The 25054-nt window shown below is 31.6% G+C and carries 26 protein-coding genes, 1 pseudogene and 1 riboswitch; of the genes and pseudogenes, 23 read left to right on the top strand and 4 right to left on the bottom strand.

Translation table 11 applies throughout. From position 1 onward, the window contains the following. Window positions 1-20 precede the first annotated feature (20 nt). Entirely contained in the window at window positions 21-941 is a 921-nt protein-coding gene (gene rnz, locus JQN76_RS11290; protein WP_000454065.1) for a ribonuclease Z, read from the top strand. 109 nt (window positions 942-1050) lie between these two features. Here rnz and proC read toward each other — a convergent pair whose 3' ends face one another. Next, the gene (gene proC, locus JQN76_RS11285) at window positions 1051-1863 is read right to left on the bottom strand and encodes a pyrroline-5-carboxylate reductase (RefSeq protein ID WP_000779750.1); all 813 of its coding nucleotides are present in this window, start codon (window positions 1861-1863) and stop codon (window positions 1051-1053) included. A 141-nt stretch (window positions 1864-2004) separates the two neighbouring features. Between proC and JQN76_RS11280 the strand changes: the two genes are divergently transcribed. Continuing rightward, complete coding sequence (locus tag JQN76_RS11280) at window positions 2005-2760, top strand: SDR family NAD(P)-dependent oxidoreductase (RefSeq protein ID WP_000678231.1); 756 nt, start codon at window positions 2005-2007, stop codon at window positions 2758-2760. 15 nt (window positions 2761-2775) lie between these two features. Continuing rightward, complete coding sequence (locus tag JQN76_RS11275; protein WP_000995802.1) at window positions 2776-3024, top strand: hypothetical protein; 249 nt, start codon at window positions 2776-2778, stop codon at window positions 3022-3024. Window positions 3025-3239: 215 nt separating this feature from the next. Here the strand turns inward: JQN76_RS11275 and JQN76_RS11270 are convergent, their stop codons facing one another. Next, window positions 3240-4148: an aldo/keto reductase gene (locus JQN76_RS11270; RefSeq protein WP_001171338.1), complete on the bottom strand. Its 909-nt coding sequence runs from the start codon at window positions 4146-4148 to the stop codon at window positions 3240-3242. An 81-nt stretch (window positions 4149-4229) separates the two neighbouring features. Here JQN76_RS11270 and JQN76_RS11265 point away from each other — a divergent pair, with 81 nt between their 5' ends. From JQN76_RS11265 to xerD, 3 genes are all read left to right on the top strand, one after another. Continuing rightward, window positions 4230-4772: an NUDIX hydrolase gene (locus tag JQN76_RS11265; protein WP_000365249.1), complete on the top strand. Its 543-nt coding sequence runs from the start codon at window positions 4230-4232 to the stop codon at window positions 4770-4772. Between the two features lie 104 nt (window positions 4773-4876). Then, window positions 4877-5326 carry a ferric iron uptake transcriptional regulator gene (fur, locus tag JQN76_RS11260; RefSeq protein WP_000392691.1) on the top strand — a complete coding sequence of 150 codons (450 nt, stop codon included), beginning with the start codon at window positions 4877-4879 and terminating at the stop codon, window positions 5324-5326. Window positions 5327-5374: 48 nt separating this feature from the next. Continuing rightward, window positions 5375-6262, top strand: coding sequence for a site-specific tyrosine recombinase XerD (gene xerD, locus JQN76_RS11255; protein ID WP_000447732.1), 888 nt, complete (start codon window positions 5375-5377; stop codon window positions 6260-6262). A 77-nt stretch (window positions 6263-6339) separates the two neighbouring features. Here the strand turns inward: xerD and JQN76_RS11250 are convergent, their stop codons facing one another. Then, the gene (locus tag JQN76_RS11250; protein WP_001183439.1) at window positions 6340-6846 is read right to left on the bottom strand and encodes a DUF309 domain-containing protein; all 507 of its coding nucleotides are present in this window, start codon (window positions 6844-6846) and stop codon (window positions 6340-6342) included. Window positions 6847-6937: 91 nt separating this feature from the next. Between JQN76_RS11250 and JQN76_RS11245 the strand changes: the two genes are divergently transcribed. The 13 genes and pseudogenes from JQN76_RS11245 to JQN76_RS11185 all read left to right on the top strand — a co-directional run bounded on the left by JQN76_RS11245 (window position 6938) and on the right by JQN76_RS11185 (window position 20273). After that, entirely contained in the window at window positions 6938-7669 is a 732-nt protein-coding gene (locus JQN76_RS11245) for a segregation and condensation protein A (RefSeq protein ID WP_000273371.1), read from the top strand. Then, window positions 7662-8204 (top strand): SMC-Scp complex subunit ScpB, encoded by a 543-nt coding sequence (gene scpB / locus JQN76_RS11240; protein ID WP_000368656.1) that lies wholly within the window; start codon window positions 7662-7664, stop codon window positions 8202-8204. The genes JQN76_RS11245 and scpB overlap by 8 nt, the downstream gene beginning before the upstream one ends. Further along, window positions 8197-8934 (top strand): pseudouridine synthase, encoded by a 738-nt coding sequence (locus tag JQN76_RS11235; protein ID WP_000159577.1) that lies wholly within the window; start codon window positions 8197-8199, stop codon window positions 8932-8934. Before scpB ends, JQN76_RS11235 begins: the two co-directional genes overlap by 8 nt. Window positions 8935-9066: 132 nt before the next feature. Continuing rightward, the gene (srrA, locus tag JQN76_RS11230) at window positions 9067-9792 is read left to right on the top strand and encodes a two-component system response regulator SrrA (protein WP_000064078.1); all 726 of its coding nucleotides are present in this window, start codon (window positions 9067-9069) and stop codon (window positions 9790-9792) included. After that, window positions 9773-11524: a two-component system sensor histidine kinase SrrB gene (srrB, locus tag JQN76_RS11225; RefSeq protein ID WP_000987769.1), complete on the top strand. Its 1752-nt coding sequence runs from the start codon at window positions 9773-9775 to the stop codon at window positions 11522-11524. Before srrA ends, srrB begins: the two co-directional genes overlap by 20 nt. Window positions 11525-11768: 244 nt before the next feature. Beyond that, window positions 11769-12695, top strand: a complete 927-nt coding sequence (locus JQN76_RS11220; RefSeq protein WP_001834873.1) for a DUF1672 domain-containing protein — start codon at window positions 11769-11771, stop codon at window positions 12693-12695. Further along, complete coding sequence (locus JQN76_RS11215; RefSeq protein ID WP_001033752.1) at window positions 12688-14850, top strand: hypothetical protein; 2163 nt, start codon at window positions 12688-12690, stop codon at window positions 14848-14850. The genes JQN76_RS11220 and JQN76_RS11215 overlap by 8 nt, the downstream gene beginning before the upstream one ends. Window positions 14851-14940: 90 nt before the next feature. Then, the gene (locus tag JQN76_RS11210; RefSeq protein ID WP_000913230.1) at window positions 14941-15858 is read left to right on the top strand and encodes a DUF1672 domain-containing protein; all 918 of its coding nucleotides are present in this window, start codon (window positions 14941-14943) and stop codon (window positions 15856-15858) included. Between the two features lie 57 nt (window positions 15859-15915). Next, window positions 15916-16839 (top strand): DUF1672 domain-containing protein, encoded by a 924-nt coding sequence (locus JQN76_RS11205; RefSeq protein ID WP_000476883.1) that lies wholly within the window; start codon window positions 15916-15918, stop codon window positions 16837-16839. Continuing rightward, a pseudogene (locus tag JQN76_RS11200) lies at window positions 16823-16948 on the top strand (hypothetical protein); the annotation flags it as partial. The gene JQN76_RS11205 and the pseudogene JQN76_RS11200, both read left to right, overlap by 17 nt. A 95-nt stretch (window positions 16949-17043) precedes the next feature. Beyond that, window positions 17044-17952 (top strand): DUF1672 domain-containing protein, encoded by a 909-nt coding sequence (locus JQN76_RS11195; protein WP_000913231.1) that lies wholly within the window; start codon window positions 17044-17046, stop codon window positions 17950-17952. 454 nt (window positions 17953-18406) lie between these two features. Continuing rightward, the gene (locus JQN76_RS11190) at window positions 18407-19339 is read left to right on the top strand and encodes a DUF1672 domain-containing protein (protein WP_000913241.1); all 933 of its coding nucleotides are present in this window, start codon (window positions 18407-18409) and stop codon (window positions 19337-19339) included. 192 nt (window positions 19340-19531) lie between these two features. Next, a riboswitch (FMN riboswitch) is annotated at window positions 19532-19666 on the top strand. Window positions 19667-19727: 61 nt separating this feature from the next. Next, window positions 19728-20273 carry an ECF transporter S component gene (locus JQN76_RS11185; RefSeq protein WP_001186912.1) on the top strand — a complete coding sequence of 182 codons (546 nt, stop codon included), beginning with the start codon at window positions 19728-19730 and terminating at the stop codon, window positions 20271-20273. 105 nt (window positions 20274-20378) lie between these two features. Here the strand turns inward: JQN76_RS11185 and JQN76_RS11180 are convergent, their stop codons facing one another. Continuing rightward, window positions 20379-20627 (bottom strand): ferredoxin, encoded by a 249-nt coding sequence (locus tag JQN76_RS11180; protein WP_001151997.1) that lies wholly within the window; start codon window positions 20625-20627, stop codon window positions 20379-20381. Window positions 20628-20734: 107 nt separating this feature from the next. On the opposite strand from JQN76_RS11180, the gene JQN76_RS11175 reads away from it, so the two are divergent. From JQN76_RS11175 to JQN76_RS11160, 4 genes are all read left to right on the top strand, one after another. Further along, window positions 20735-21688: a YpbB family protein gene (locus JQN76_RS11175; RefSeq protein WP_001163801.1), complete on the top strand. Its 954-nt coding sequence runs from the start codon at window positions 20735-20737 to the stop codon at window positions 21686-21688. Further along, window positions 21678-23057: a RecQ family ATP-dependent DNA helicase gene (locus tag JQN76_RS11170; protein WP_000902119.1), complete on the top strand. Its 1380-nt coding sequence runs from the start codon at window positions 21678-21680 to the stop codon at window positions 23055-23057. Before JQN76_RS11175 ends, JQN76_RS11170 begins: the two co-directional genes overlap by 11 nt. A gap of 152 nt (window positions 23058-23209) precedes the next feature. Continuing rightward, window positions 23210-24670, top strand: a complete 1461-nt coding sequence (gene ebpS / locus JQN76_RS11165; protein ID WP_000069294.1) for an elastin-binding protein EbpS — start codon at window positions 23210-23212, stop codon at window positions 24668-24670. A gap of 124 nt (window positions 24671-24794) precedes the next feature. After that, the gene (locus tag JQN76_RS11160; RefSeq protein ID WP_001792205.1) at window positions 24795-24911 is read left to right on the top strand and encodes a hypothetical protein; all 117 of its coding nucleotides are present in this window, start codon (window positions 24795-24797) and stop codon (window positions 24909-24911) included. Window positions 24912-25054: the final 143 nt, after the last annotated feature.

The following is a 25054-nucleotide window of genomic DNA, read 5'->3' as shown; positions in this document are numbered from 1 at the left end:
GAAGAAAAGGAGGGGCATATATGGAAGTTACATTTTTTGGAACGAGTGCAGGTTTGCCTACAAAAGAGAGAAATACACAAGCAATCGCCTTAAATTTAGAACCATATTCCAATTCCATATGGCTTTTCGACGTTGGTGAAGGTACACAGCACCAAATTTTACATCATGCAATCAAATTAGGAAAAGTGACACATATATTTATTACTCATATGCATGGCGATCATATTTTTGGTTTGCCAGGATTACTTTCTAGTCGTTCTTTTCAGGGCGGTGAACAAAAGCCGCTTACATTAGTTGGACCAAAAGGAATTAAAGCATATGTGGAAATGTCTATGAATTTATCAGAGTCACATTTAAACTATCCAATTACATATATTGAAATTGATGATCATCTGACATATCATCATGATGGTTTTACTGTAGAGGCGCATTTACTTAATCATGGTATTCCATCATATGGATATAGAGTAATGGCACCTGAAACTACAGGTACAATCAATGTTGAAGCGTTAAAAAACATTGGTCTTGAACCAGGTCCTAAATATCAAGAAGTAAAATCTCATGATACATTTGAACATAATGGTCAAGTTTATCAATCAAAAGATTTTAGAGGTGAGTCCAAACAGGGTCCAGTTGTAGCAATTTTTGGTGATACAAAACCATGTTCTAATGAACGTGTGATTTCTAGAGATGCTGATGTGATGGTACATGAAGCGACCTATATAGATGGTGAAAAGCATTTAGCCAACAATTATCATCATAGCCATATTGAAGACGTATTTGCATTGATAAAAGAAGCCAATGTTAAACGTACGTTGATTACACATTTGAGCAATCGCTATAATACAGAAGATATAAATGAAATTTATCAAACATTGATACAAAATGAAGATACACCTAATTTTAATTTTGTAAAAGATTTTGATAGTTTTAAAGTCTAATGACAAAGTAATAAACAATGCTTGCCAAATAGTAATAATTTATAAAAATAACCCGTCAAACACAATGCTTGCGATGATGCATACATGTGTTGGCGGGTTTGTTTTTATATTAATCTTCAATATTTGATAATTCAATGCTTCGTTCTACGGCAGCATTTAGACAATCTTCGAAAATAGATACTAAATCATATTGTGACAATGTATCAAGGCCAGCTTGTGTCGTACCACCTTTAGAGGTAATATTTTTTCTTAATTGAGCCATGCTCAAATCTGAACGTTCAATCATCTTACTTGTACCTATAATAAGGTTGCGTATAGATTCTTCAACTTGTTCTTTTTCTAGACCAAGTTTCGTACCAGCTTTAACGTATTGCTCGAATACATGATATAAAAATGCTGGGCCACTTCCGGTGATAGCTGTTACTTGATGTAAATGATCTTCTGATACTTCAATTACTGAACCAAATGCTTTAACTAAATCGTTAATTTCATCTTTAGATTTAGGGTCAAAGTTGTTTGAAAAACTAATGCCAGTAACAGAGTGTCCGACTTGCGCATTTGTGTTTGGCATAATTCTAGCAACTGGATTTTGGCATTCTAATTGTTGTTTAATATAATCAATCGGAATACCTGCCATAATTGAAATGAAGCAATTGTCTTTTGTGATATGTGGTTTGATGCGTGTTGCTAGAGCATCAAAGTCATGTGGTTTGGTACCTAAAAAAACATAATCTGCATCTTTTAATAATGTCGCATCATCATAACTATAGTTAACACCTAGTTTTTCAGCGAATGCTTTTAAAGCTTGTTCATTAGATTTATTTGTTAAATATATATCATTGGCATCTAAGTTGCTTGAGTTAATAATTCCTGTAAATATAGCTTGTGCCATATTACCAGCTCCATAAAATACGAGTTTCATTAACGTCACATCCTTTTAGTTTTTGATTTGTATGTTATATTTTCTTATTATTGTATATATATTAGGAAAGATAATCAACTTGTCTCAATTATACAGAGACGATAAATTGCATTCTATATAATTGAAAAGGAAGGTTAATTGATGAAAGGACAACATTTTATAGTGACTGGTGGTACGAGTGGTTTAGGTTTATCGATTGTCCGAAAGTTACTAGAAAATAAAGTGCATGTAACGTTGTTGGTGCGTGATGTTGATAAAGCAACTAGAATCTTTGAACAAGAATTGGGGAAAACTATAAATGTTATTCCTTGTGACTTAAATGATTTGAAGTCGATACAGGCACTGCAATTTGAAGACAATACATCATTCGATGGATTCATTTATAGTGCAGGTTTAGGTTATTTCAAATCTATTTCAGACCATAGTTTTTCAGAAATGATTGAAACGTATCAGCTTAATTTAATTAGTTTTAATGTTTTATATACTGTGTTGAGACCATATTTAACATCTAACGCACATATTGTAGGTATTTCAAGTCAAGCTGCATTTTCCACTCAAGCAAATGCTGCACATTATGGGGCATCGAAAGCAGGGTTTTATGCATTAATGAATGCTTTAAGACTAGAGTCACCAAACATACATATCATGACAGTTAATGTTGGCCCGATTGATACACCTTTTCATCAAAAAGCCGATCCATCAATGAAGTATGCTAAAAAGATGGGAAAAATTATGCTTGATGCTAATCAGCTTGCAGAAGATATCATTTATGGCATTAAAACAAAACAATTGGAAATTAATCGCCCTAAATGGATGCACCATGCGTTGAAAATGTATCAAATTGCGCCTAGATTTTTTGAACGATGTTTTCCTAAATTATTTAAAAATAAAGCATAGATAGGTGGGATGGCAATGAACTGTCAATCGGAGAGTGTGGTAAGACTTTGTGTACGATATGCGGAACAACTATCAGTGTTTGAAGAATTTACAGTGCTGGATATTTTAGGCGATATTTCTGTAGACCAAATTTCAGACAGTACATTATATTATACTTGTGAAAAATTCAAACTACTTGTGTTGCAAGGAAATGTGCTGGGTGTACAAATAATAACTAATAATGATGAATCAACATGCGAAGTGAAATATAGAAAGATGTTTTAATAAAATTATTAAAAGATGAAGTGGCAGAAGTTTGCTTAAGGCACTGCCGTAGGGCGAAATTACTAAATACTGATGCGTGAGGACAACGCTTTAATTTCTATCATAAGTGAGTAATCTTAATCATAAATTATAGCGAATTGTACATAAACAACAGCAGTAAGGCATTTTTATAATGAAACGCCTCATGCCGCTGTTTTTATTACTGAAAATGACTTCTACACTAAATGATTGGTATATTCCAAATCCTTTACACGAGCTCTTGCTGTTTTAATCTGATCTAAACTAACTTTAGTATGATAGTTTTCAATATTTTCTTTTAATTGGTCGACGCTACTTGCACCTACAATGATGGAACCAAGCACGTCATATGATGTTAAATAACTAAATGTCAATGCAGATAAATTACTTTCAATTTCTTTAATAGAGGCTATTGTTTCACCCAATTCATCATGAGAATAATCAAAAATACCATCTTTAAATTTATTGTCGAGCACATTAACACTGTTTGAAGTTAATAATCCTTTAGACACAGGTCCTCTTGCCAATACTTTAACATCATTGTTGTGGATTGCATCTAATAATGATTCTGGACGATTATCAATCAAATTGAATTGAGACATTATCGTTTCGATTTGACTATGTTTTAAATAATAATCAATTACATTTGGGCGAATAGAAGAAATACCGTAAGCACGTATAATTCCTTCTTGTTTCAATTCATCAAATGCGCTTATTGTTTCGTCTAATGGGTCATCAATAGTTCCACCATGAAGTTGATATAAATCGATATGATCGATACCTAAACGCTTTAGTGAACCTTTAACTGCCTCTTTAATATAGGATTTACTCGGATCCCATGTTGTACTGCCATCTTTTGTTAAACGATTGCCTACTTTTGTACCAATGACAATATCATCCCGTTGTTGATATTTAAGAAGTGCCTTACCAACAACTGATTCATTTATACCTTTATCGTACATGTCTGCTGTATCAAAATAAGTGATACCATTTTCAACAGCACAATCTATAATTTGTTCGGCTTTTTTTAAATCTGTACCTAAACTCATGCAACCTAGACCTAATTCAGATAATGCAATACCACTTTTTAATATATTTTTTTGCATGTCTGTTCTCCTTTCGATACACTTTAGCTAACAAGCATAGTGTATCAATATATAATATGAATTTAAAGGAACGTGATTATAATGGATTTAAATGAAAAAACAATTGATCGAACAGTTATTTATAATGGCAAAATTGTAGATGTAGAAATTCATACAGTGACATTACCAAACGGTGAAACGTCAACAAGAGAATTAGTTTATCATAATGGTGCAGTTGCTGTTTGTGCAGTGACACCTAAAAAAGAAGTCGTATTAGTGAAACAGTATCGTAAATCAGTAGAAAAACCATTGCTAGAAATTCCAGCTGGTAAATTAGAAGATGATGAAGATAGAGTCGAAGCGGCAAAGCGTGAATTAGAAGAAGAAACAGGATATATTGCCAAAGAGTTAACACATGTTGTAGATATGTATGGTTCACCAGGTTTTTGCGATGAACAATTATCAATTTATTTTACTGATAATTTAGAAGAAGGTACAGTTCACTTAGATGAAGATGAATTTGTCGAAGTCATTAAAGTTCCGATTGAGAATGTTAAATCGATGCTAATGAATAAAGAAATAGAAGATGCGAAGACTATCATTGCATTGCAACACCTATTATTAAATTATAATCATTCTAAATAACAAATGAGAAAAGCTTGCATTTTATTGAGAAAACTGTTAGTTTTAATTGTGAAGTTTGAAATAATTTGTAATGATTTTAATTATTAGTAGGGGAGTGGACATCGTTGGAAGAACGATTAAATCGCGTTAAGCAACAATTACAACAATCATCATATAAGCTAACGCCACAACGCGAAGCTACTGTTAGAGTTCTAATTGAAAATGAAAAAGATCATCTAAGTGCTGAAGACGTATATCTGAAAGTAAAAGACAAAGCGCCTGAAATTGGCTTGGCGACAGTATACAGAACGTTAGAGTTGTTAGCTGAACTAAAAGTTGTCGACAAAATTAACTTTGGTGATGGCGTCGCTCGTTTTGATTTAAGAAAAGAAGGCGCAAAACATTTCCACCATCATTTAGTATGTATGGAATGTGGTCGTGTAGATGAAATCGATGAAGACTTGTTACCAGAAGTTGAAAATCGAGTTGAAAATGAGTTCAATTTTAAAATTTTAGATCATCGTTTAACTTTCCATGGTGTGTGTGAAACATGCCAAGCTAAAGGTAAAGGATAGTAAATTGCGTAGGTTAAATTAACCTTCGCTTTTTTTAGAGGTGTGGTTATGGAAACAATTATTGAAGAATATTTGCGTTTTATACAAATTGAAAAAGGACTAAGTTCTAACACAATTGGTGCTTATAGACGTGATTTGAAAAAGTATCAAGATTATATGACTGAACATCATATCTCGCATATTGATTTTATAGATCGACAATTAATTCAAGAGTGTTTGGGGCATTTAATAGACCAAGGGCAATCTGCTAAATCTATTGCGCGATTTATTTCAACAATCCGTAGTTTTCATCAATTTGCTATAAGAGAAAAATATGCGGCGAAAGATCCAACGGTATTATTAGATTCACCAAAATATGACAAAAAATTGCCTGACGTTTTAAATGTTGACGAAGTGTTGGCTTTATTAGAAACGCCGGATCTAAATAAAATTAATGGTTATCGTGATCGTACGATGTTAGAACTTCTGTACGCAACGGGAATGCGTGTATCTGAATTGATACATTTAGAGTTAGAGAACGTGAACTTAATAATGGGATTTGTACGCGTATTTGGTAAAGGCGATAAAGAAAGAATTGTACCATTAGGCGACGCAGTCATTGAGTACTTAACTACTTATATTGAAACGATTAGACCGCAACTTTTAAAAAAGACTATTACCGAAGTCTTATTTTTAAATATGCATGGTAAACCTTTATCGCGACAAGCAATATGGAAAATGATTAAACAAAATGGTGTAAAGGCAAACATTAAAAAGACGTTAACGCCACATACGTTACGCCACTCTTTTGCGACACATTTATTGGAAAATGGCGCAGATTTAAGAGCAGTGCAAGAGATGTTAGGTCACTCTGACATATCTACTACCCAACTCTATACACATGTTTCGAAATCTCAAATTAGAAAAATGTATAACCAATTTCATCCTAGAGCATAAAGTGAACCATAACTCAAAAGTCACAATACACATGACTAAAAATGTCTGTGCTATTGTGGCTTTTTTAAATTGGTTGATTAATTACGTCTATGTTTTCTTAATTGAATCGCTTCTTCTTTTGCTGCAATCACTTCTGAACGATCACGGCGCATGTGATGGTCTACAATAAAAGGATCTGTTGCTGTTTCCTGATTATAATCATAGTCTGGATAGTTGGCCTTGATGATGCGTTCAAAGACTGGAGTTATTGGTAATATAACAGATGAAAAAGGCTTTGCTGCATTCAATTTTGCAATCTGTTGCTCAATTAACAACTGATAATCATTTAAATTAAGGTATAACACATCTCTATCTTTAGCATTTTGTATTATTTCTTTAGATTTATTAAAAGACTTATAGGCGCCTTTTAAATTATTGCGGCGATAATGGTAACAAGCAGTTGCAAACAAGATTAAACTAACGACTGCATCTTGCTTACTGTAGTTATTTTCAGCTTTCCATGCATCTTCTAAAATGTCATGACATAGGAAATAATGTTGCTTAGTATGAAATTGATAATAGAAATTTATCAGTGCCTGTTGCATTTTGTTATCACCCCAATTTAAAAGTAAGTTATTTTCATGCTATAATATTTTAGAGAATTATGCACATATGACGCAATACGAGGTAGATATTATGTATGAAGTTAAATTAGATGCTTTCAATGGACCATTAGATTTATTACTGCATCTTATCCAAAAATTTGAAATAGATATTTATGATATTCCTATGCAAGCATTAACAGAGCAGTATATGCAGTACGTTCATGCAATGAAACAGCTTGAAATTAATATTGCAAGTGAATACCTAGTATTAGCGTCAGAACTCTTAATGATTAAAAGTAAGATGCTATTACCACAATCAACATCAGATATGGATGTTGATGATGACCCACGGGAAGATTTAGTTGGGCGTTTAATAGAATATCAAAATTATAAAGAATATACTGCTATTTTAAATGACATGAAAGAAGAAAGAGATTTTTATTTTACAAAAAGACCGACAGATTTATCTCATTTGGAAACAGATGAATCTTGGGATCCAAATCATACGATTGATTTAACTGAATTAATTGTAGCTTATCAAAGAGTTAAAAATAGAGTTGAGTTAAATACACCTAAATCTGTTGAAATCCGGAAAGAGACTTTTACCATTCAACAAGCTACAGAACAAGTGACATCGAGATTGAAAGATAAAGATCATTTTAACTTCTTTAGTCTGTTTACGTTTTCTGAGCCAATTGAACAAGTAGTCACTCACTTTTTAGCTATTTTAGAGATGTCAAAAGCAGGAATAATTAATATTGAGCAACAACGTAATTTTGAAGATATTAACATTATTAGAGGAGTGAACTACCATTTTGGATAATCATGGTATATTAGAGTCGCTTTTATTTACAGCTGGCGATGAAGGTTTAGATGAAAAACAACTATTAGAAATATTAGATATGTCGAAAGACCAACTCGTTGAATTAATTGAAAATTATTCATCACATGGATTAATGATACAACGATTTGGAACGACGTATGTTTTAACGACTAAAAAAGAAGCGGCAACGTATATTGAACAATTAATTGAACAAAAGTCACAAATGAAATTATCACAAGCAGCAATGGAAGTACTATCAATTATTGCTTATAACCAGCCATTATCAAGAAGTGATATTGAATTAATTCGTAGTATCAATTCAGATGGTGCAGTTAAGACATTGATTGCCAAAGGACTAGTTGAGGCTAAAGTGGTTAATGAACAGCGTAGCCAACAGTTAATTACTACTGATTTATTTTTAAATGTATTTGGTATTTCCAATATAGAAGATTTGCCGACAACTGAAGAAGACGATGAAGAAATGGATGCTTTTTTCAGTAATCTAGTCAATCAAAAAGGAGAAAATAATGACTAAAGAATTAGAACGATTACAAAAACGTATAGCTAATAGCGGTTATACTTCAAGACGTAAAGCAGAAACTTTAATTTCTGAAGGAAAAGTGAAAGTGAATGGTACGACTGTCACTGAATTAGGAACAAAAGTGAAGCCATCAGATACGATTGAAGTTGAAGGTATTAAAATAGAACTAGAAGACAAAATTTATATTTTATTCCATAAACCAACTCAAGTGATAACAAGTGTATCTGATGATAGAGGACGTACAGTGGTTACAGATTACTTTAAAGATATAGAAGCACGTATTTATCCTGTTGGTCGTTTAGACTATGATACTTCTGGATTGTTATTACTCACAAATGATGGTGAATTTACTAATTTAATGACACATCCAAGATATCAAATTAAGAAAAAATATGTTGCGAAATTAAAAGGTTATTTAATGAGAGAAGAAGTGAAAGCGCTAGAAAAAGGTATTGAATTAGAAGATGGTATGACGCAACCGGCTGAAGTGAAAGTTAAGAAACAAGATAAAGATAAAAACACAACATTGGTTGAAATTACAATTACAGAAGGTCGTAATCGCCAAGTCAGAAGAATGTTCGAACATTTTGGTCATCAAGTGACGAAACTGTCTCGTATTGAATATGGGCCTTTAAATGTTGTCGGTTTGAATGCTGGTGAAGGACGTGTATTGACGCCTCATGAAGTAAAAGTGATGCGTCATTTAGCAGAACATGGGAAATAATTAAATAAAATATGTATTTATCACAAAGTTTGAGAATTTTTTCACAAAATTTTAGGTTTTTAATAACTGTATGCGCTTTCCTGTGATATAATACTTTTGTAAAGAAAAGCATGTGTGGGAGGTATGACCTGTATGTCGAACGAAATACTTATCGTAGATGATGAGGATAGAATCAGAAGATTACTTAAAATGTATTTAGAAAGAGAATCTTTTGAAATCCATGAAGCAAGTAATGGCCAAGAGGCTTATGAACTTGCAATGGAGAATAATTATGCTTGCATACTACTAGATTTAATGTTGCCTGAAATGGATGGTATCCAGGTGGCAACTAAATTGCGTGAACATAAACAAACACCGATTATTATGTTGACTGCTAAAGGTGAAGAAACAAACCGTGTTGAAGGTTTTGAATCTGGTGCAGATGATTATATCGTCAAACCATTTTCACCAAGAGAAGTAGTCTTAAGAGTTAAAGCACTTCTAAGAAGAACGCAATCTACAACTGTAGAACAAAGCGAACCTCACGCACGTGATGTGATTGAATTTAAACATTTAGAAATAGATAATGATGCACATCGCGTACTTGCTGATAATCAAGAAGTTAATTTGACTCCTAAAGAGTACGAATTATTAATATATTTAGCTAAAACACCAAATAAAGTATTTGACCGTGAACAATTATTAAAAGAAGTTTGGCATTATGAATTCTATGGTGATTTAAGAACAGTTGATACTCATGTTAAACGACTTAGAGAAAAGTTAAATCGTGTGTCTAGTGAAGCTGCGCATATGATTCAAACAGTCTGGGGCGTTGGGTATAAATTTGAGGTTAAATCTAATGATGAGCCGGCTAAATAGTGTCGTAATTAAACTGTGGTTAACTATTATTTTAATAGTGACGACAGTTTTAATTTTATTAAGTATTGCTTTAATTACCTTTATGCAATACTATTTCACACAAGAAACCGAAAATGCCATAAGAGAAGATGCTAGACGTATAAGTTCACTGGTCGAACAATCACATAATAAAGAAGAAGCAATAAAATATAGTCAAACATTAATTGAAAATCCTGGTGGGTTGATGATTATAAATAATAAACATCGTCAATCAACGGCTTCACTTTCTAATATTAAAAAGCAAATGTTGAATGAAGTAGTCAACAACGACCATTTTGACGATGTGTTTGATAAAGGTAAATCTGTTACTCGAAATGTAACGATTAAAGAAAAGGGCTCATCTCAAACATATATTTTGTTAGGCTATCCAACAAAAGCACAGAAGAATAGTCATAGCAAATATAGTGGAGTCTTTATATATAAAGACTTGAAATCAATCGAAGATACAAATAATGCTATTACGATTATCACCATAATTACGGCTGTTATTTTCTTAACAATTACAACAGTCTTTGCGTTTTTCTTATCGTCAAGAATTACAAAACCTTTAAGACGTTTAAGAGACCAAGCTACACGTGTATCTGAAGGGGATTACTCTTATAAACCTTCTGTCACAACGAAAGATGAAATTGGTCAATTATCGCAGGCATTTAATCAGATGAGTACAGAAATCGAAGAGCATGTCGACGCATTATCCACATCTAAAAATATTAGAGACAGCTTAATTAACTCTATGGTAGAAGGTGTCCTAGGTATTAATGAGAGTCGACAAATTATCTTATCTAATAAGATGGCGAATGATATTATGGACAATATTGATGAAGATGCTAAAGCTTTCTTATTAAGACAAATTGAAGATACTTTTAAATCAAAACAAACTGAAATGCGCGATTTAGAAATGAATGCACGATTCTTTGTTGTGACCACAAGCTATATCGACAAGATTGAACAGGGAGGTAAAAGTGGTGTTGTTGTGACAGTTCGTGATATGACTAATGAGCACAATCTAGATCAAATGAAGAAAGATTTCATTGCTAATGTATCACATGAATTACGTACACCGATATCATTACTTCAAGGTTATACTGAATCAATTGTAGATGGTATTGTTACAGAACCGGATGAAATAAAAGAATCGCTTGCCATTGTCCTTGATGAATCGAAACGTTTAAATCGTTTAGTTAATGAATTGTTAAATGTCGCACGCATGGATGCTGAAGGGTTATCCGTAAATAAAGAAGTTCAGCCTATTGCAGCGTTACTAGATAAGATGAAAATTAAGTATCGCCAACAAGCTGATGATTTAGGTCTAAATATGACTTTTAATTATTGTAAGAAGCGTGTTTGGAGTTATGATATGGATCGCATGGACCAAGTACTAACGAACTTAATTGATAATGCATCACGTTATACGAAACCTGGAGATGAAATTGCAATTACTTGTGATGAAAATGAAAGCGAAGATATTTTATACATTAAAGATACAGGCACAGGCATTGCACCAGAACATTTACAACAAGTATTTGATCGTTTTTATAAAGTTGATGCAGCGAGAACGCGAGGTAAACAAGGTACCGGTTTAGGTTTGTTCATTTGTAAAATGATTATCGAAGAGCATGGTGGTTCCATAGATGTTAAAAGCGAATTAGGAAAAGGCACAACATTTATTATTAAACTACCAAAACCAGAATAAAACTGAATATAGTTATTTAAGAACGCATGTTATTGATTAGAGACTCTAATTTATAGCATGCGTTTTTTGATTGATGTGGGGAATTTTGTATGTGGATTAGGATTTAGGATTTTTGTGAATAACAACTATTAAATATATTACTAATTTATACAAAAATATAAAGTTTGATAAAGTTATTTATTTGATTATAAAAATAGGGTAAAATATAGATATATTGTAATAATTAAATTATTCGAGGTGTCATATGAAAAAATTCATTGGATCAGTTTTAGCTACGACATTAATTTTAGGGGGATGTTCCACGATGGAAAATGAATCAAAAAAAGACACGAATACAGAAACAAAATCAGTGCCAGAAGAAATGGAAGCTTCAAAATATGTAGGACAAGGCTTCCAACCACCTGCAGAAAAAGATGCGATTGAATTTGCGAAGAAGCATAAAGATAAAATTGCCAAACGAGGCGAACAATTTTTTATGGATAACTTCGGTTTAAAAGTTAAAGCTACCAATGTTGTAGGTAGTGGGAAGGGCGTAGAAGTATTCGTGCATTGTGATGACCACGATATCGTATTTAATGCGAGTATTCCATTTGATAAATCAATTATTGACAGTGATAGCTCATTAAGAAGTGAGGATAAGGGCGATGATATGAGTACTTTAGTTGGTACAGTACTCAGTGGATTTGAATATCGAGCGCAAAAAGAAAAGTATGATAAATTATATAAATTTTTTAAAGATAATGAAGAGAAATACCAATATACAGGATTTACAAAAGAGGCAATTAACAAGACACAAAATAGTGGATATGAAAATGAATATTTTTATATTTCGACTATACCATATAATTTAACAGAGTATAGAAACTATTTTGAGCCATTGTTAAACAAAAGTAACAGTGAATTTTCAAAAGAAATGTCAAATGTTAAGAAGCAATTAAAGGATAAGTCGAAAGTATCGGTAACTACTACTCTATTTAGTAAAAATAAGAACTATACTAAAAAAAGTAACAGTGAAAATGTAATAAAAATGGCAGAAGAAATAAAAAAAGAAAAAGATTTACCAACTGATATAGATTTTAGTATACAATTTTCAGACAATAAAATAAATACGATTAAACCAAATTATAGCAGTAAAGATAATTCGGAATATGGGGTATTTGATAATGAATAAAATAAATGATAGAGATTTAACAGAGCTTAGTGGATATTGGGTATATCAAGATTTAAAAGATAATTCTACTATTAAAGTGAATGGAAATAAGTATAAGGTTTTAAGCACAATTTCAAATAATAAAAATAAAAATATAAATGGAAGTGCAGATATAAAAATTTTTGAACTATTAGATTCTAATAATTCACCAAGTGGACAGCAAATTATTTCTTTTGAAGGAACAAATAATAATGAATCTATAAATCCGAAAAATCCACTTAAAGGAAAAGTTGGAGATGATTGGTTAGAAAACATCAAATTAATGGATAACGAAAAGACAACTACACCTTTATTAGAACAAAACAATAAATTTTTAGAATTATATAAGAAAAAATTAGATGATGCTAATAAATTAAGCAATAGTAACTTTTATAGAAAATATGGTGAAAAAGTTGCCAAATACAAAAATAAAGAAGTAGTTTCTGAAGATGGAAATTCACAAGGTGGGGCAAGTGCAATTCATCAAGGTGTTGAACATCCTGAAAAACATATAGTTTCAACAAATCCTGCTATGTTGCCTGAAGCGATATGGAGAAATTTAAAACAGTCAAATTTTGAAAATATTATAAATTTTCATAGTACAAATGACGTACTATCATGGTTACAAGATCCATTTGCGAAAGAAATGCCAGGTAAACGAATTAATATAAGAGATGGTGTTCCAACTTTAAATGGATTAATTGATAGTCATCTTGGTTTTAAAAGGGAATTCAATTCGAAAACTAATGAATATAAGGATATACCTGTTCATAAAATAGAATCGGTCAAGGATACAGAGATTAAAAACGGAAAAGAAGTGAAAAAGGTTATAAATATAAATCTAGACATGGATGGTAGAATTCCAATAAATGTTTGGACAGGGGATTCAATAGCGAGGTCAGGTAAAGGGAAAAATATTAAGTTAGATATTGAGAAATTAGGTGATTTATACCAACTTGTTACAGGGGAAACAAGCACTATGTTACAAGAATGTGTGACATTTTTAAATGAAAGTTTTAATATATCTCAGTCGGAAAATTCTTATTTTGGAGATAGAAAGCATAAATTAAAACAAAAATTTAAGAATGTAATTGAAATTGATGTTTTAGAAAATATGAGTAGAAACATTACATCTAAAAAGAATGAGTTATTTGAAAGTATAGATTCTTTTATGGATAAAATTGGACCTATTGCAATTTTAGTTCCAGCTTTGAACTTGAAACCTTTAAAGTGGGGTATCAATAAGGTCGATAGTCAATTCCAGAGAGGAATAGAAAGAATTCACGACTCAATCGATAAAATATTAGTAAAAATGTTTAAAAATTTAGACCATGATTTACAAGATGGTGTGACTGAAGAAATGATGAAACATTTAAAAATCGTTAGAGAAAATATCATTCTAATTAAAAATCAAAATGACATTTATGGTAATCAAATTGCTGATATAAAAAGTATTATGTCCTATCAAGATGCTACTATTATGGATGGAAACCTAAATATCAATTATAATGGTCAACATATGGTTTCGGGTAAAGTTAACCTTTCAAAATATTTATCAAGAAAAATGACTATTTTAAAAAATCATATTGATAATGCTGTTGAAGAATTATCTGATTATATTCAAAAAGTTTATAATGAAAATTTCAAAGAGTTAGTAAGAAATATAAATAACACAACAGAAATTATAAAAGGAATTATAGATGGTCTTAATTTATTAATTACAATGTTATACGAAAAAAGAATCATTGATGGTTTAAAAGAATCCTCTATTGATCGAAAACAATTTGAAAATTCAATAGAAGAATTAAAAATAAACCTAACAAAATGGACAGATTTTTTACATGATTTAAAGGCAGCATCGCCGATTTTAGAAAATCACTTAGATGATATTGTTAAGAACATGAAGCCTTTGATAGTACAAATGATATTTGAACCATCGCATTATGACGATATGTTTATTTTGAACACACAAGCTCATGCGCGTCTTGATCAAATGGCAAAACAGTTTGAAGTTGTTTGTAATGGTTTGAACGAAAATGAAGGACAAGCTATTCAAACAATGGATCAATCTGCCTCGTTAATTCGTTCAAACTTAATTCAAGTTAAAGAACAATTAGAAAAACTAGCAGTATACTAATTAATTTATTAAAAGCTACTTGTTTTCATTGAGAATAAGTAGTTTTTTCAAACATAAAAGTTTTACAAACACATAAATGGGTGATGAGATATGCTTAAAAAAGCAAAATTAATCTTAATAGCAACACTATTGCTATCAGGATGTTCCGCGATTGAAAATGAATCAAAAAAAGACAGAAATACAGAAACGAAATCTGTACCAGAAGAAATGGAAGCTTCAAAATATGTAGGACAAGGCTTCCAACCACCTGCAGAAAAAGATGCGATTGAATTTGCGAAGAAGCATAAAGATAAAATTGCTAAACGTGGCGAACAATTTTTTATGGATAACTTCGGTCTAAAAGTTAAAGCTACGAATGTTGTAGGTAGTGGCGACGGCGTAGAAGTATACGTGCATTGTGATGACCACGATATCGTATTTAATGCGAGTATTCCATTTGACAAATCAATTATTGACAGTGATAGCTCATTAAGAAGTGAGGATAAAGGCGATGATATGAGTACTTTAGTTGGTACAGTGTTGAGTGGCTTTGAATATCGAGCACATAAGGAAAAGTATGATAATTTATATAAATTTTTCAAAGAAAATGAAAAGAAATACCAATATACAGGATTTACTAAAGAGGCAATTAACAAAACACAAAATAGTGGATATGAAAATGAATATTTTTATATAGTTGCTAATATACCGACGCTCCAAGAATATAGAAAATATTACGAACCCCTAATAAAGAAAAATAATCTGAATTTTAAAAAAGGTATGAAACAAGCAAGGAAAGGAGTAGGCTATAAAGCTGCAATAGAAGTACATACAACATTGTTTTCGAGAAGTAGTAACTTTTCAAAGGACAAAAAATTAGATGATGTTTTAGATTTGTCTGAAAGTACGAAAAAGTTACACCTTAATTTTGAAAATACGAAAATATTTTTACAACTAGCAAAATCTACTATTAGTACTAATCGAGTTAATTACAGTGATAATGAGTCTATAAGGATTGAGGTCGAATGACTTGAAATCAGCTAATTTCTCTATATTCTAAACAAACACATAAATGGGTGATGAGCTATGTTTAAAAGAACTAAACTAATCTTAATAGCAACATTACTGCTATCAGGATGTTCAACTACCAATAACGAATCCAACAATGAAACAAAATCAGTACCAGAAGAAATGGAAGCTTCAAAATATGTTGGACAAGGCTTCCAACCACCTGCAGAAAAAGATGCGATTGAATTTGCGAAGAAGCATCGTAAAGAATTTGAAAAAGTAGGTGAACAATTCTTTAAAGACAACTTTGGACTGAAGGTAAAGGCTACCAATGTTGTAGGTAAAGATGATGGTGTAGAAGTTTATGTGCATTGCGATGATCATGGCATTGTATTTAATGCAAGTCTACCTTTGTACAAAGATGCCATCCATCAAAAAGGATCAATGCGTAGTAATGACAATGGTGATGATATGAGTACGATGGTGTGTACAGTGCTGAGTGGCTTTGAATATCGAGCGCAAAAAGAAAAGTATGATAACTTATATAAATTTTTCAAAGAAAATGAAAAGAAATATCAATATACAGGTTTTACTAAAGAAGCAATAAACAAGACGCAAAACGTCGGGTATCAAAATGAATACTTTTATATTACATATTTATCAAGAAACTTAAAAGAATATCGTAAATATTACGAACCATTGATTCATAAAAATGATAAAGAATTTAAAGAAGGTATGCAAAAAGCTAGAAAAAAGCTAAACTATACTGCTAATACAAATACTGTAGCAACGTTATTTAGTACGAATGATGAAAGGAATAGAAAAGAAAAGATAAATAATGTAATAGATTTATCCGAGAAAATTGAAAGAACAAAAGATATGCCAATCAAGAATACTATAACTACTCAATTAGGAAATAAACTTATTGGCACAAAAAAAGCTCGTTTTGATGATAAGAAAGTAGTGTCGTTTGGAGCATTTGAAGATGAATATAATAAATGATAGAGATTTAACAGAATTGAGTAGCTATAGGGTTTATCAAGACATCAATAAAGATAATAACTTTACAGTTAACGAAAAACGATTTAAGCAGGCAGATGTATTTGAAGATTTATATAGAGAGAAACTATAAGACGCAAATAAATTAAGAGAGTATAATTATTTACAAAATGAAACTTTTAAAAGCGCATAAATGGGTGATGAGATATGCTTAAAAAGGCGAAATTAATCTTAATAGCAACGCTACTGTTATCAGGATGTTCAGCGATGGAAAGTGAATCAAAAAAAGACACAAAAGCAGAAACAAAATCTGTGCCAGAAGAAATGGAAGCTTCAAAATATGTAGGTCAAGGTTTCCAACCACCTGCAGAAAAAGATGCGATTGAATTTGCGAAGAAGCATCGTAAAGAATTTGAAAAAGTAGGTGAACAATTTTTTATGGACAACTTCGGTCTAAAAGTTAAAGCTACCAATGTTGTAGGTAAAGATGATGGTGTAGAAGTTTATGTGCATTGCGATGATCATGGCATTGTATTTAATGCAAGTTTGCCCTTGTACAAAGATGCCATCCATCAAAAAGGATCAATGCGTAGTAATGACAATGGTAATGATATGAGTATGGTGGTGGGTACAGTGCTTAGTGGCTTTGAATATCGAGCGCAAAAAGAAAAGTATGACAATTTATATAAATTTTTCAAAGAGAATGAAAAGAAATATCAATATACAGGATTTACAAACGAGGCAATTAACAAGACACAAAACGTCGGGTATCAAAATGAATACTTTTATATTACATATTTATCAAGAAACTTAAAAGAATATCGTAAATATTATGAACCATTGATTCGTAAAAATGATAAAGAATTTAAAGAAGGTATGCAACGAGCCAGAAAAGAGCTAAATTATACCGCAAATACTGATGCAGTTTCTACGCTTTTTTCTACTAAGAAAAACTTTACTAAAGATAATACAGTAGATGATGTGATTGAATTGAGTAATAAATTAAAAGATAAACCCAATATGCCTCAAAAATCTCAAGTTACTATTCAATTAGGAAAATCTAGTATAAATACTAAAAAACCATTTTATGACGATATAAATCCAATTGAAGGGTAAGTGAATATAAAGTGAATAAAATAAATGCTAGGGACATAGCAGAATTGAACGGTTATTGGGTTTGTCAAGATATAAATGAATGATAGATTTTAAAGTAAATGGAAAAAGGTTCAAACAAATAGAAAATTATAATATGAAAGGTACACCTTAATATAGTAATATACGAGTTTCTTGATGATCAGTGGAATCTAACTGGTCAACAGATAATAATCTATTAAGGAACTTCAAATGAGGCAGTAAATACTAATAACCCATTGAAATCTTTAGGTAATGGAGATGATTGGCTTCAAAACACTAAATCAATGGATAATTAAATAAAATTCAGAGATTGTTTAACGCAAGAAGATGTATTTGAAGATTTATATAGAGATAAACTAAATGAAGCAAATAAATTAGGTTAGTATAATTATTTGTAAAATAAAACTTTTACAAACACATAAATAGGTGATGAGATATGCTTAAAAAAGCAAAACTAATCTTAATAGCAACACTTCTACTATCAGGATGTTCAACTACCAATAACGAATCCAACAATGAAACAAAATCAGTACCAGAAGAAATGGAAGCTTCAAAATATGTAGGCCAAGGATTCCAACCGCCTGCAGAAAAAGATGCGATTGAATTTGCGAAGAAGCATAAAGATAAAATTGCTAAACGAGGCGAACAATTTTTTATGGATAACTTCGGTCTAAAAGTTAAAGCTACGAATGTTGTAGGTAGTGGCGACGGCGTAGAAGTATACGTGCATTGTGATGACCACGATATCGTATTTAATGCGAGTATTCCATTTGACAAATCAATTATTGACAGTGATAGCTCATTAAGAAGTGAGGATAAAGGCGATGATATGAGTACTTTAGTTGGTACAGTGTTGAGTGGGTTTGAATATCGAGCACATAAGGAAGAGTTGGATAATTTAACAGAAGTTTTAAAAGAATATAAAAGTAAATATAAATATACTGGTTATACTGAAAATGCAATTATGAAAACGCAGAATAGTGGTTTTAGAAATGAGTATTATTATTTGACTGCAATTCCATATACTTTAGATGAATATAAAAAGTATTTTCAACCCTTAATCAAAGAGGATGATAAGTCTTTTAGGGACGGTATGAGAAACTCAAAAAAACAACTTAAAGATAAATCACGTCCATATGTTGTTACAACTTTATTTAGTACTAAAGATAATTTTACTAAAGATAATACAATAGACGAGATGATTGATTTTTCTGAAGTACTAAAAAAGAAAAAGAATATTCCTCATGATTTGAATGTTTCTCTTCAAATTTCTAATAAATATATAAATACAACAAGACCTAATTATAGTAAGAAGGATGTAATAGAAGTAGGTGTATTTAATCATGAAAAAGCTAACACGAATGATTAAACTAATAACAACAAAAAGCCGTCCCAAAAGCCATCTGAAAAATTAATCAAACAAACAACATTCCAACCAATGCTCGCAAATCGCAAATTCATTATACATCACCAACTTAATTAATTTTCATTTTAAGCATAGTTATTGAGGTTTTGTGATATATAGTATAAAATTAATGAGAATTAAATTTAATAATGTAAAATTCATCTTCGGGGTCGGGTGTAATTCCCAACCGGCAGTAAATAAAGCCTGCGACCTGCTAGTATGTATCATATTAGTGGCTGATCTAGTGAGATTCTAGAGCCGACAGTATAGTCTGGATGGGAGAAGATGGAGGTTTTTTGTTGTGCAATAATCCTCCTATTCTTACGAGATGAATGGAAGGAGAAAATTGAATATGCAACAAAATAAACGTCTTATCACAATAAGTATGTTGAGCGCGATTGCGTTTGTGTTAACTTTTATCAAGTTTCCTATACCATTTTTGCCACCATACTTAACTTTAGATTTTAGTGATGTACCGTCACTACTAGCTACATTTACGTTTGGACCAGTTGCCGGTATCGTAGTTGCACTGGTTAAAAATTTATTGAACTACTTATTTAGTATGGGCGATCCAGTTGGACCATTTGCTAACTTTTTAGCAGGCGCAAGTTTCTTATTAACTGCTTACGCCATCTATAAAAATAAACGTTCAACAAAATCTTTGATTACTGGATTAATCATTGCAACAATCGTTATGACTATCGTGTTGAGTATTTTGAACTATTTCGTTCTATTACCTTTGTACGGTATGATATTTAACTTAGCTGATATCGCAAATAATCTTAAAGTAATCATTGTTTCAGGAATTATACCATTCAATATTATTAAAGGTATCGTTATTTCTATTGTATTTATTTTACTATATAGAAGGCTTGCGAATTTCTTGAAAAGAATTTAATCAAATTAAAGCAAAATAATATACACATAATAATAAAAAGCAGGTGACTATCAATAAACGATAGCTTGCCTGCTTTTTCTATAGAACATTTGTCTAAAAAATCAATTATTCAAATTTTAAAGCGTCCCCATCAAATGATTCGTCTGCAATTTTAATAGAATCTGTAGGGCATCCATCAATTGCATCTTCCATATCTTCATATAATTCCTCAGGTACTTCTGCAGTACCTTGGTTATCGTCAAGGATTACGAAAGCAATACCTTCGTCGTCGTAATCATATATATCTGGCGCTGCTGCACCGCATGCACCACATGCAATACAAGTATCCATATCAACGATTGTATATTTTGCCAATGTCTTCGCCTCCTTTGATAAAAATGCTAAAATAGTAATGTGACTAAAATTTTAGACAGCATCATTTTTATTTTCAAATTATCCGTTTTACAGAGTGAGGGTTAAATTTGCAACACATTATAAAAACAGCATTACAACAAACATTTAACTATAAAACAAATAAAAGTATTTACAATATCTTAGTTGGTAAGAAATCTCACCAAACCTTTTTTGACGCTTGTAGTCAACAACAGTTGTCATTATATCACAGTTTACCACTATTAAAATATCCGTCTTTTGAGCTATTTTTAGAAAAAATCAATGAATTTAATGCTGAAATGGAAATCATGTTGCATCCTAGATATACATTTGAAAGCATGGGGCAAACATTTCAAGCAATTCAACTATTAGTGCAAACCATGTCTAATACCAAACAACATGTTTTTCATTTTGTACCAATCTCTCAAAATAATAAGATACAAGAAACTGTAAAGATTGTCTATAACTACATTAAAGAAAACCAATTACAAATTGATTTTGAAAATGAACTACATAACTTGTTTAAAGCAATAACTTTAAAAGGGCCATGTTACTTACATTATTATTTGCAAGGCTATGATGAACCAATGTATACGAGACAGCAAGTTAGTTTAATAGAAAAGCTATCTCAACAGCAATTGTTTGAATACGAAATGAATAATTTAGTGACAATGATGTTTGAATTAGAAAGTGGAGAATATACTATTTTATCAAAAATAATAATGAAACCTACATTATTAAATCAAACTTATATTACTTATACAAAATTGCTTGAACAATTCACGATGGAAGATATAGCGGCTCAACAACAAGTTAAAATCAATACTATCGAAGATCATGTACTTGAAATCTTAATCAAAGGTTACATGTCTAATTACGATGATTATGTTGAACTAGAAGATCAACTCCAGTTTTTGAATTTTTATCAACAGCATCGTGGCGAACGATTAAAATTTTACAAAGAACAATTTGACACGTTATCATATTTTCAATTAAAAGTATTAATCGTTGGATTTGAAAGAGGTGATCTGAATGTTGCATGATATTTTACGAAACAAATTTGGATTCGAGAGTTTTAAACCGGGACAACAGGAAATTATAGAAAGTATAATGTCTCAACAACACACTCTAGGTATACTTCCAACTGGAAGTGGAAAGAGTTTGTGTTATCAAATACCTACGTATTTATCAGGTAAGCCGACATTAATTATCTCACCGTTAATATCTTTAATGGATGACCAAGTTATGCAGTTGAAAATAAATGGAGAAAAACGTGTAACATGTATTCACTCTGGTATGGATGAAATTGAGAAAAAGCATAATATTAAATGTTTACGACATAGCCGCTTCATCTTTCTAAGTCCAGAATTTCTCCTGCAACCGTCAAATTTTAAATTAATATCTATGATAGACTTTGGCATGATTGTTCTAGATGAAGCACATTGCCTATCTGAATGGGGATATGATTTCAGACCACATTATGCTCTAATAGGAAAAGTAACAAAGCATTTTAAAGAAGCGGTTGTCTTAGCATTGACAGCAACTGCACCACCGCATTTACAAGATGATTTGACGGAAATGTTAGCGATTCAATTCAATGTTATTAAAACTACAATGAATCGCCCAAATATAAGCTTTAAGCATCTTAATTTTCATGATGATGAAGATAAAATTGAATGGTTGCTGCCGTTTCTACAACAGTCGGGACCAACGATTATTTATGTCTCATCGAAAAAGATGTGTCTGAATTTAGCGCAACTTATTTATGATTCAGGTTTTCTTACAGGTATTTATCATGGTGATATGAATTATCAAGAGCGACACACAGTTCAACAACAATTTTTAAATAATGATATTCCGATTATAGTCGCAACGAGTGCTTTTGGTATGGGAATTAATAAAAAAGATATTCGCACAATCATTCACTTTCATCTTTCAACAAGTCCTTCTAACTACATTCAAGAAATTGGCCGTGCGGGTCGCGATGGTGAACTAAGTCAGGCAATTAGTTTATTCCAACCGGACGATAAATATATTTTAGAAACGTTATTATTTGCAGATATGATAACAGAAGAAGATGTACAAAATTTCGAAATAGGAGAATTTTTAGCTCCCGATAAACAAGCCGTTTTGACAACGTTGCAATCATTCTATAGTATCGGCGCCTTGAAACAGATATTTAAGCAATCATTTAAACGAAAGCAATTAGGATTCTTTCGCATGATTGGCTATTGCAAATTGGATCAATGTAGACGGAAGTATTTATTAGAATTTTTCGGTGAATATCCACCGGCACAAGATCGATGTTGTGACAATGATTCTAATATAACTGATATCGCAATTTTAAATAAGAAGAAGGTAATTAGAAGTATTGGATTTGATGAAAAGTTGCAAAATTTATTTCTCAGATAGTATTACTTTACTAAAAGAAAATTGACAAGCTATAATTAGTGTATACACAATTGAAAAATGATTGAAATAATTTTGAAAAATATACATAAACATATGTCATGTGGGTATATTTTATGTAAAATCATTGTAATAGAATAGAAAGGAAGATGGCTATGTCTAATAATTTTAAAGATGACTTTGAAAAAAATCGTCAATCGATAGACACAAATTCACATCAAGACCATACGGAAGATGTTGAAAAAGACCAATCAGAATTAGAACATCAGGATACAATAGAGAATACGGAGCAACAGTTTCCGCCAAGAAATGCCCAAAGAAGAAAAAGACGCCGTGATTTAGCAACGAATCATAATAAACAAGTTCACAATGAATCACAAACATCTGAAGACAATGTTCAAAATGAGGCTGGCACAATAGATGATCGTCAAGTCGAATCATCACACAGTACTGAAAGTCAAGAACCTAGCCATCAAGACAGTACACCTCAACATGAAGAGGAATATTATAATAAGAATGCTTTTGCAATGGATAAATCACATCCAGAACCAATCGAAGACAATGATAAACACGAGACTATTAAAGAAGCAGAAAATAACACTGAGCATTCAACAGTTTCTGATAAGAGTGAAGCTGAACAATCTCAGCAACCTAAACCATATTTTGCAACAGGTGCTAACCAAGCAAATACATCAAAAGATAAACATGATGATGTAACTGTTAAGCAAGACAAAGATGAATCTAAAGATCATCATAGTGGTAAAAAAGGCGCAGCAATTGGTGCTGGAACAGCGGGTGTTGCAGGTGCAGCTGGTGCAATGGGTGTTTCTAAAGCTAAGAAACATTCAAATGACGCTCAAAACAAAAGTAATTCTGACAAGTCGAATAACTCGACTGAGGATAAAGCGTCTCAAGATAAGTCTAAAGATCATCATAATGGCAAAAAAGGTGCAGCGATCGGTGCTGGAACAGCAGGTTTGGCTGGAGGCGCAGCAAGTAAAAGTGCTTCTGCCGCTTCAAAACCACATGCCTCTAATAATGCAAGCCAAAACCATGATGAACATGACAATCATGACAGAGATAAAGAACGTAAAAAAGGTGGCATGGCCAAAGTATTGTTACCATTAATTGCAGCTGTACTAATTATCGGTGCATTAGCGATATTTGGAGGCATGGCATTAAACAATCATAATAATGGTACAAAAGAAAATAAAATCGCGAATACAAATAAAAATAATGCTGATGAAAGTAAAGACAAAGACACATCTAAAGACGCTTCTAAAGATAAATCAAAATCTACAGACAGTGATAAATCAAAAGAGGATCAAGACAAAGCGACTAAAGATGAATCTGATAATGATCAAAACAACGCTAATCAAGCGAACAATCAAGCACAAAATAATCAAAATCAACAACAAGCTAATCAAAATCAACAACAGCAACAACAACGTCAAGGTGGTGGCCAAAGACATACAGTGAATGGTCAAGAAAACTTATACCGTATCGCAATTCAATACTACGGTTCAGGTTCACCGGAAAATGTTGAAAAAATTAGACGTGCCAATGGTTTAAGTGGTAACAATATTAGAAACGGTCAACAAATCGTTATTCCATAATATAACTATATAAATTGTAACTGAACTGCTATATACAAACGTGCATATTATAAGTATCTCTAAATATTTTGGAGAACTTAAATTGCGCTTATAAGTATGTAGCGGTTTTTTCATTTTTCAAAGTTTGTTATTTAACAAGGTCTTGTCTCGAATATTGGCATATCAATTAAACTTTTTAAATAGTCATCAAAAAGATAAAACACCACAATCAACAAATTTAACGAGGGAGAATAAAAAATAAATCAACATATTAAATTGTAGTGTTATTCAACTCCGTAGCTAACAATTCTCTATGCACATTAAACAAATTGTCAAAAATATATCATAAATCTTCAAGCACAGACTTAGCGCATCAATCACTGAACTGTTATAATAGTTTGGGAT

Source organism: Staphylococcus sp. SM3655 (assembly GCF_016917315.1).
GTDB classification, from domain to species: Bacteria; Bacillota; Bacilli; order Staphylococcales; family Staphylococcaceae; genus Staphylococcus; species Staphylococcus aureus.
Note: the sequence above shows the minus strand (reverse complement) of the source record. Positions and strands in the feature narration are given on the sequence as shown.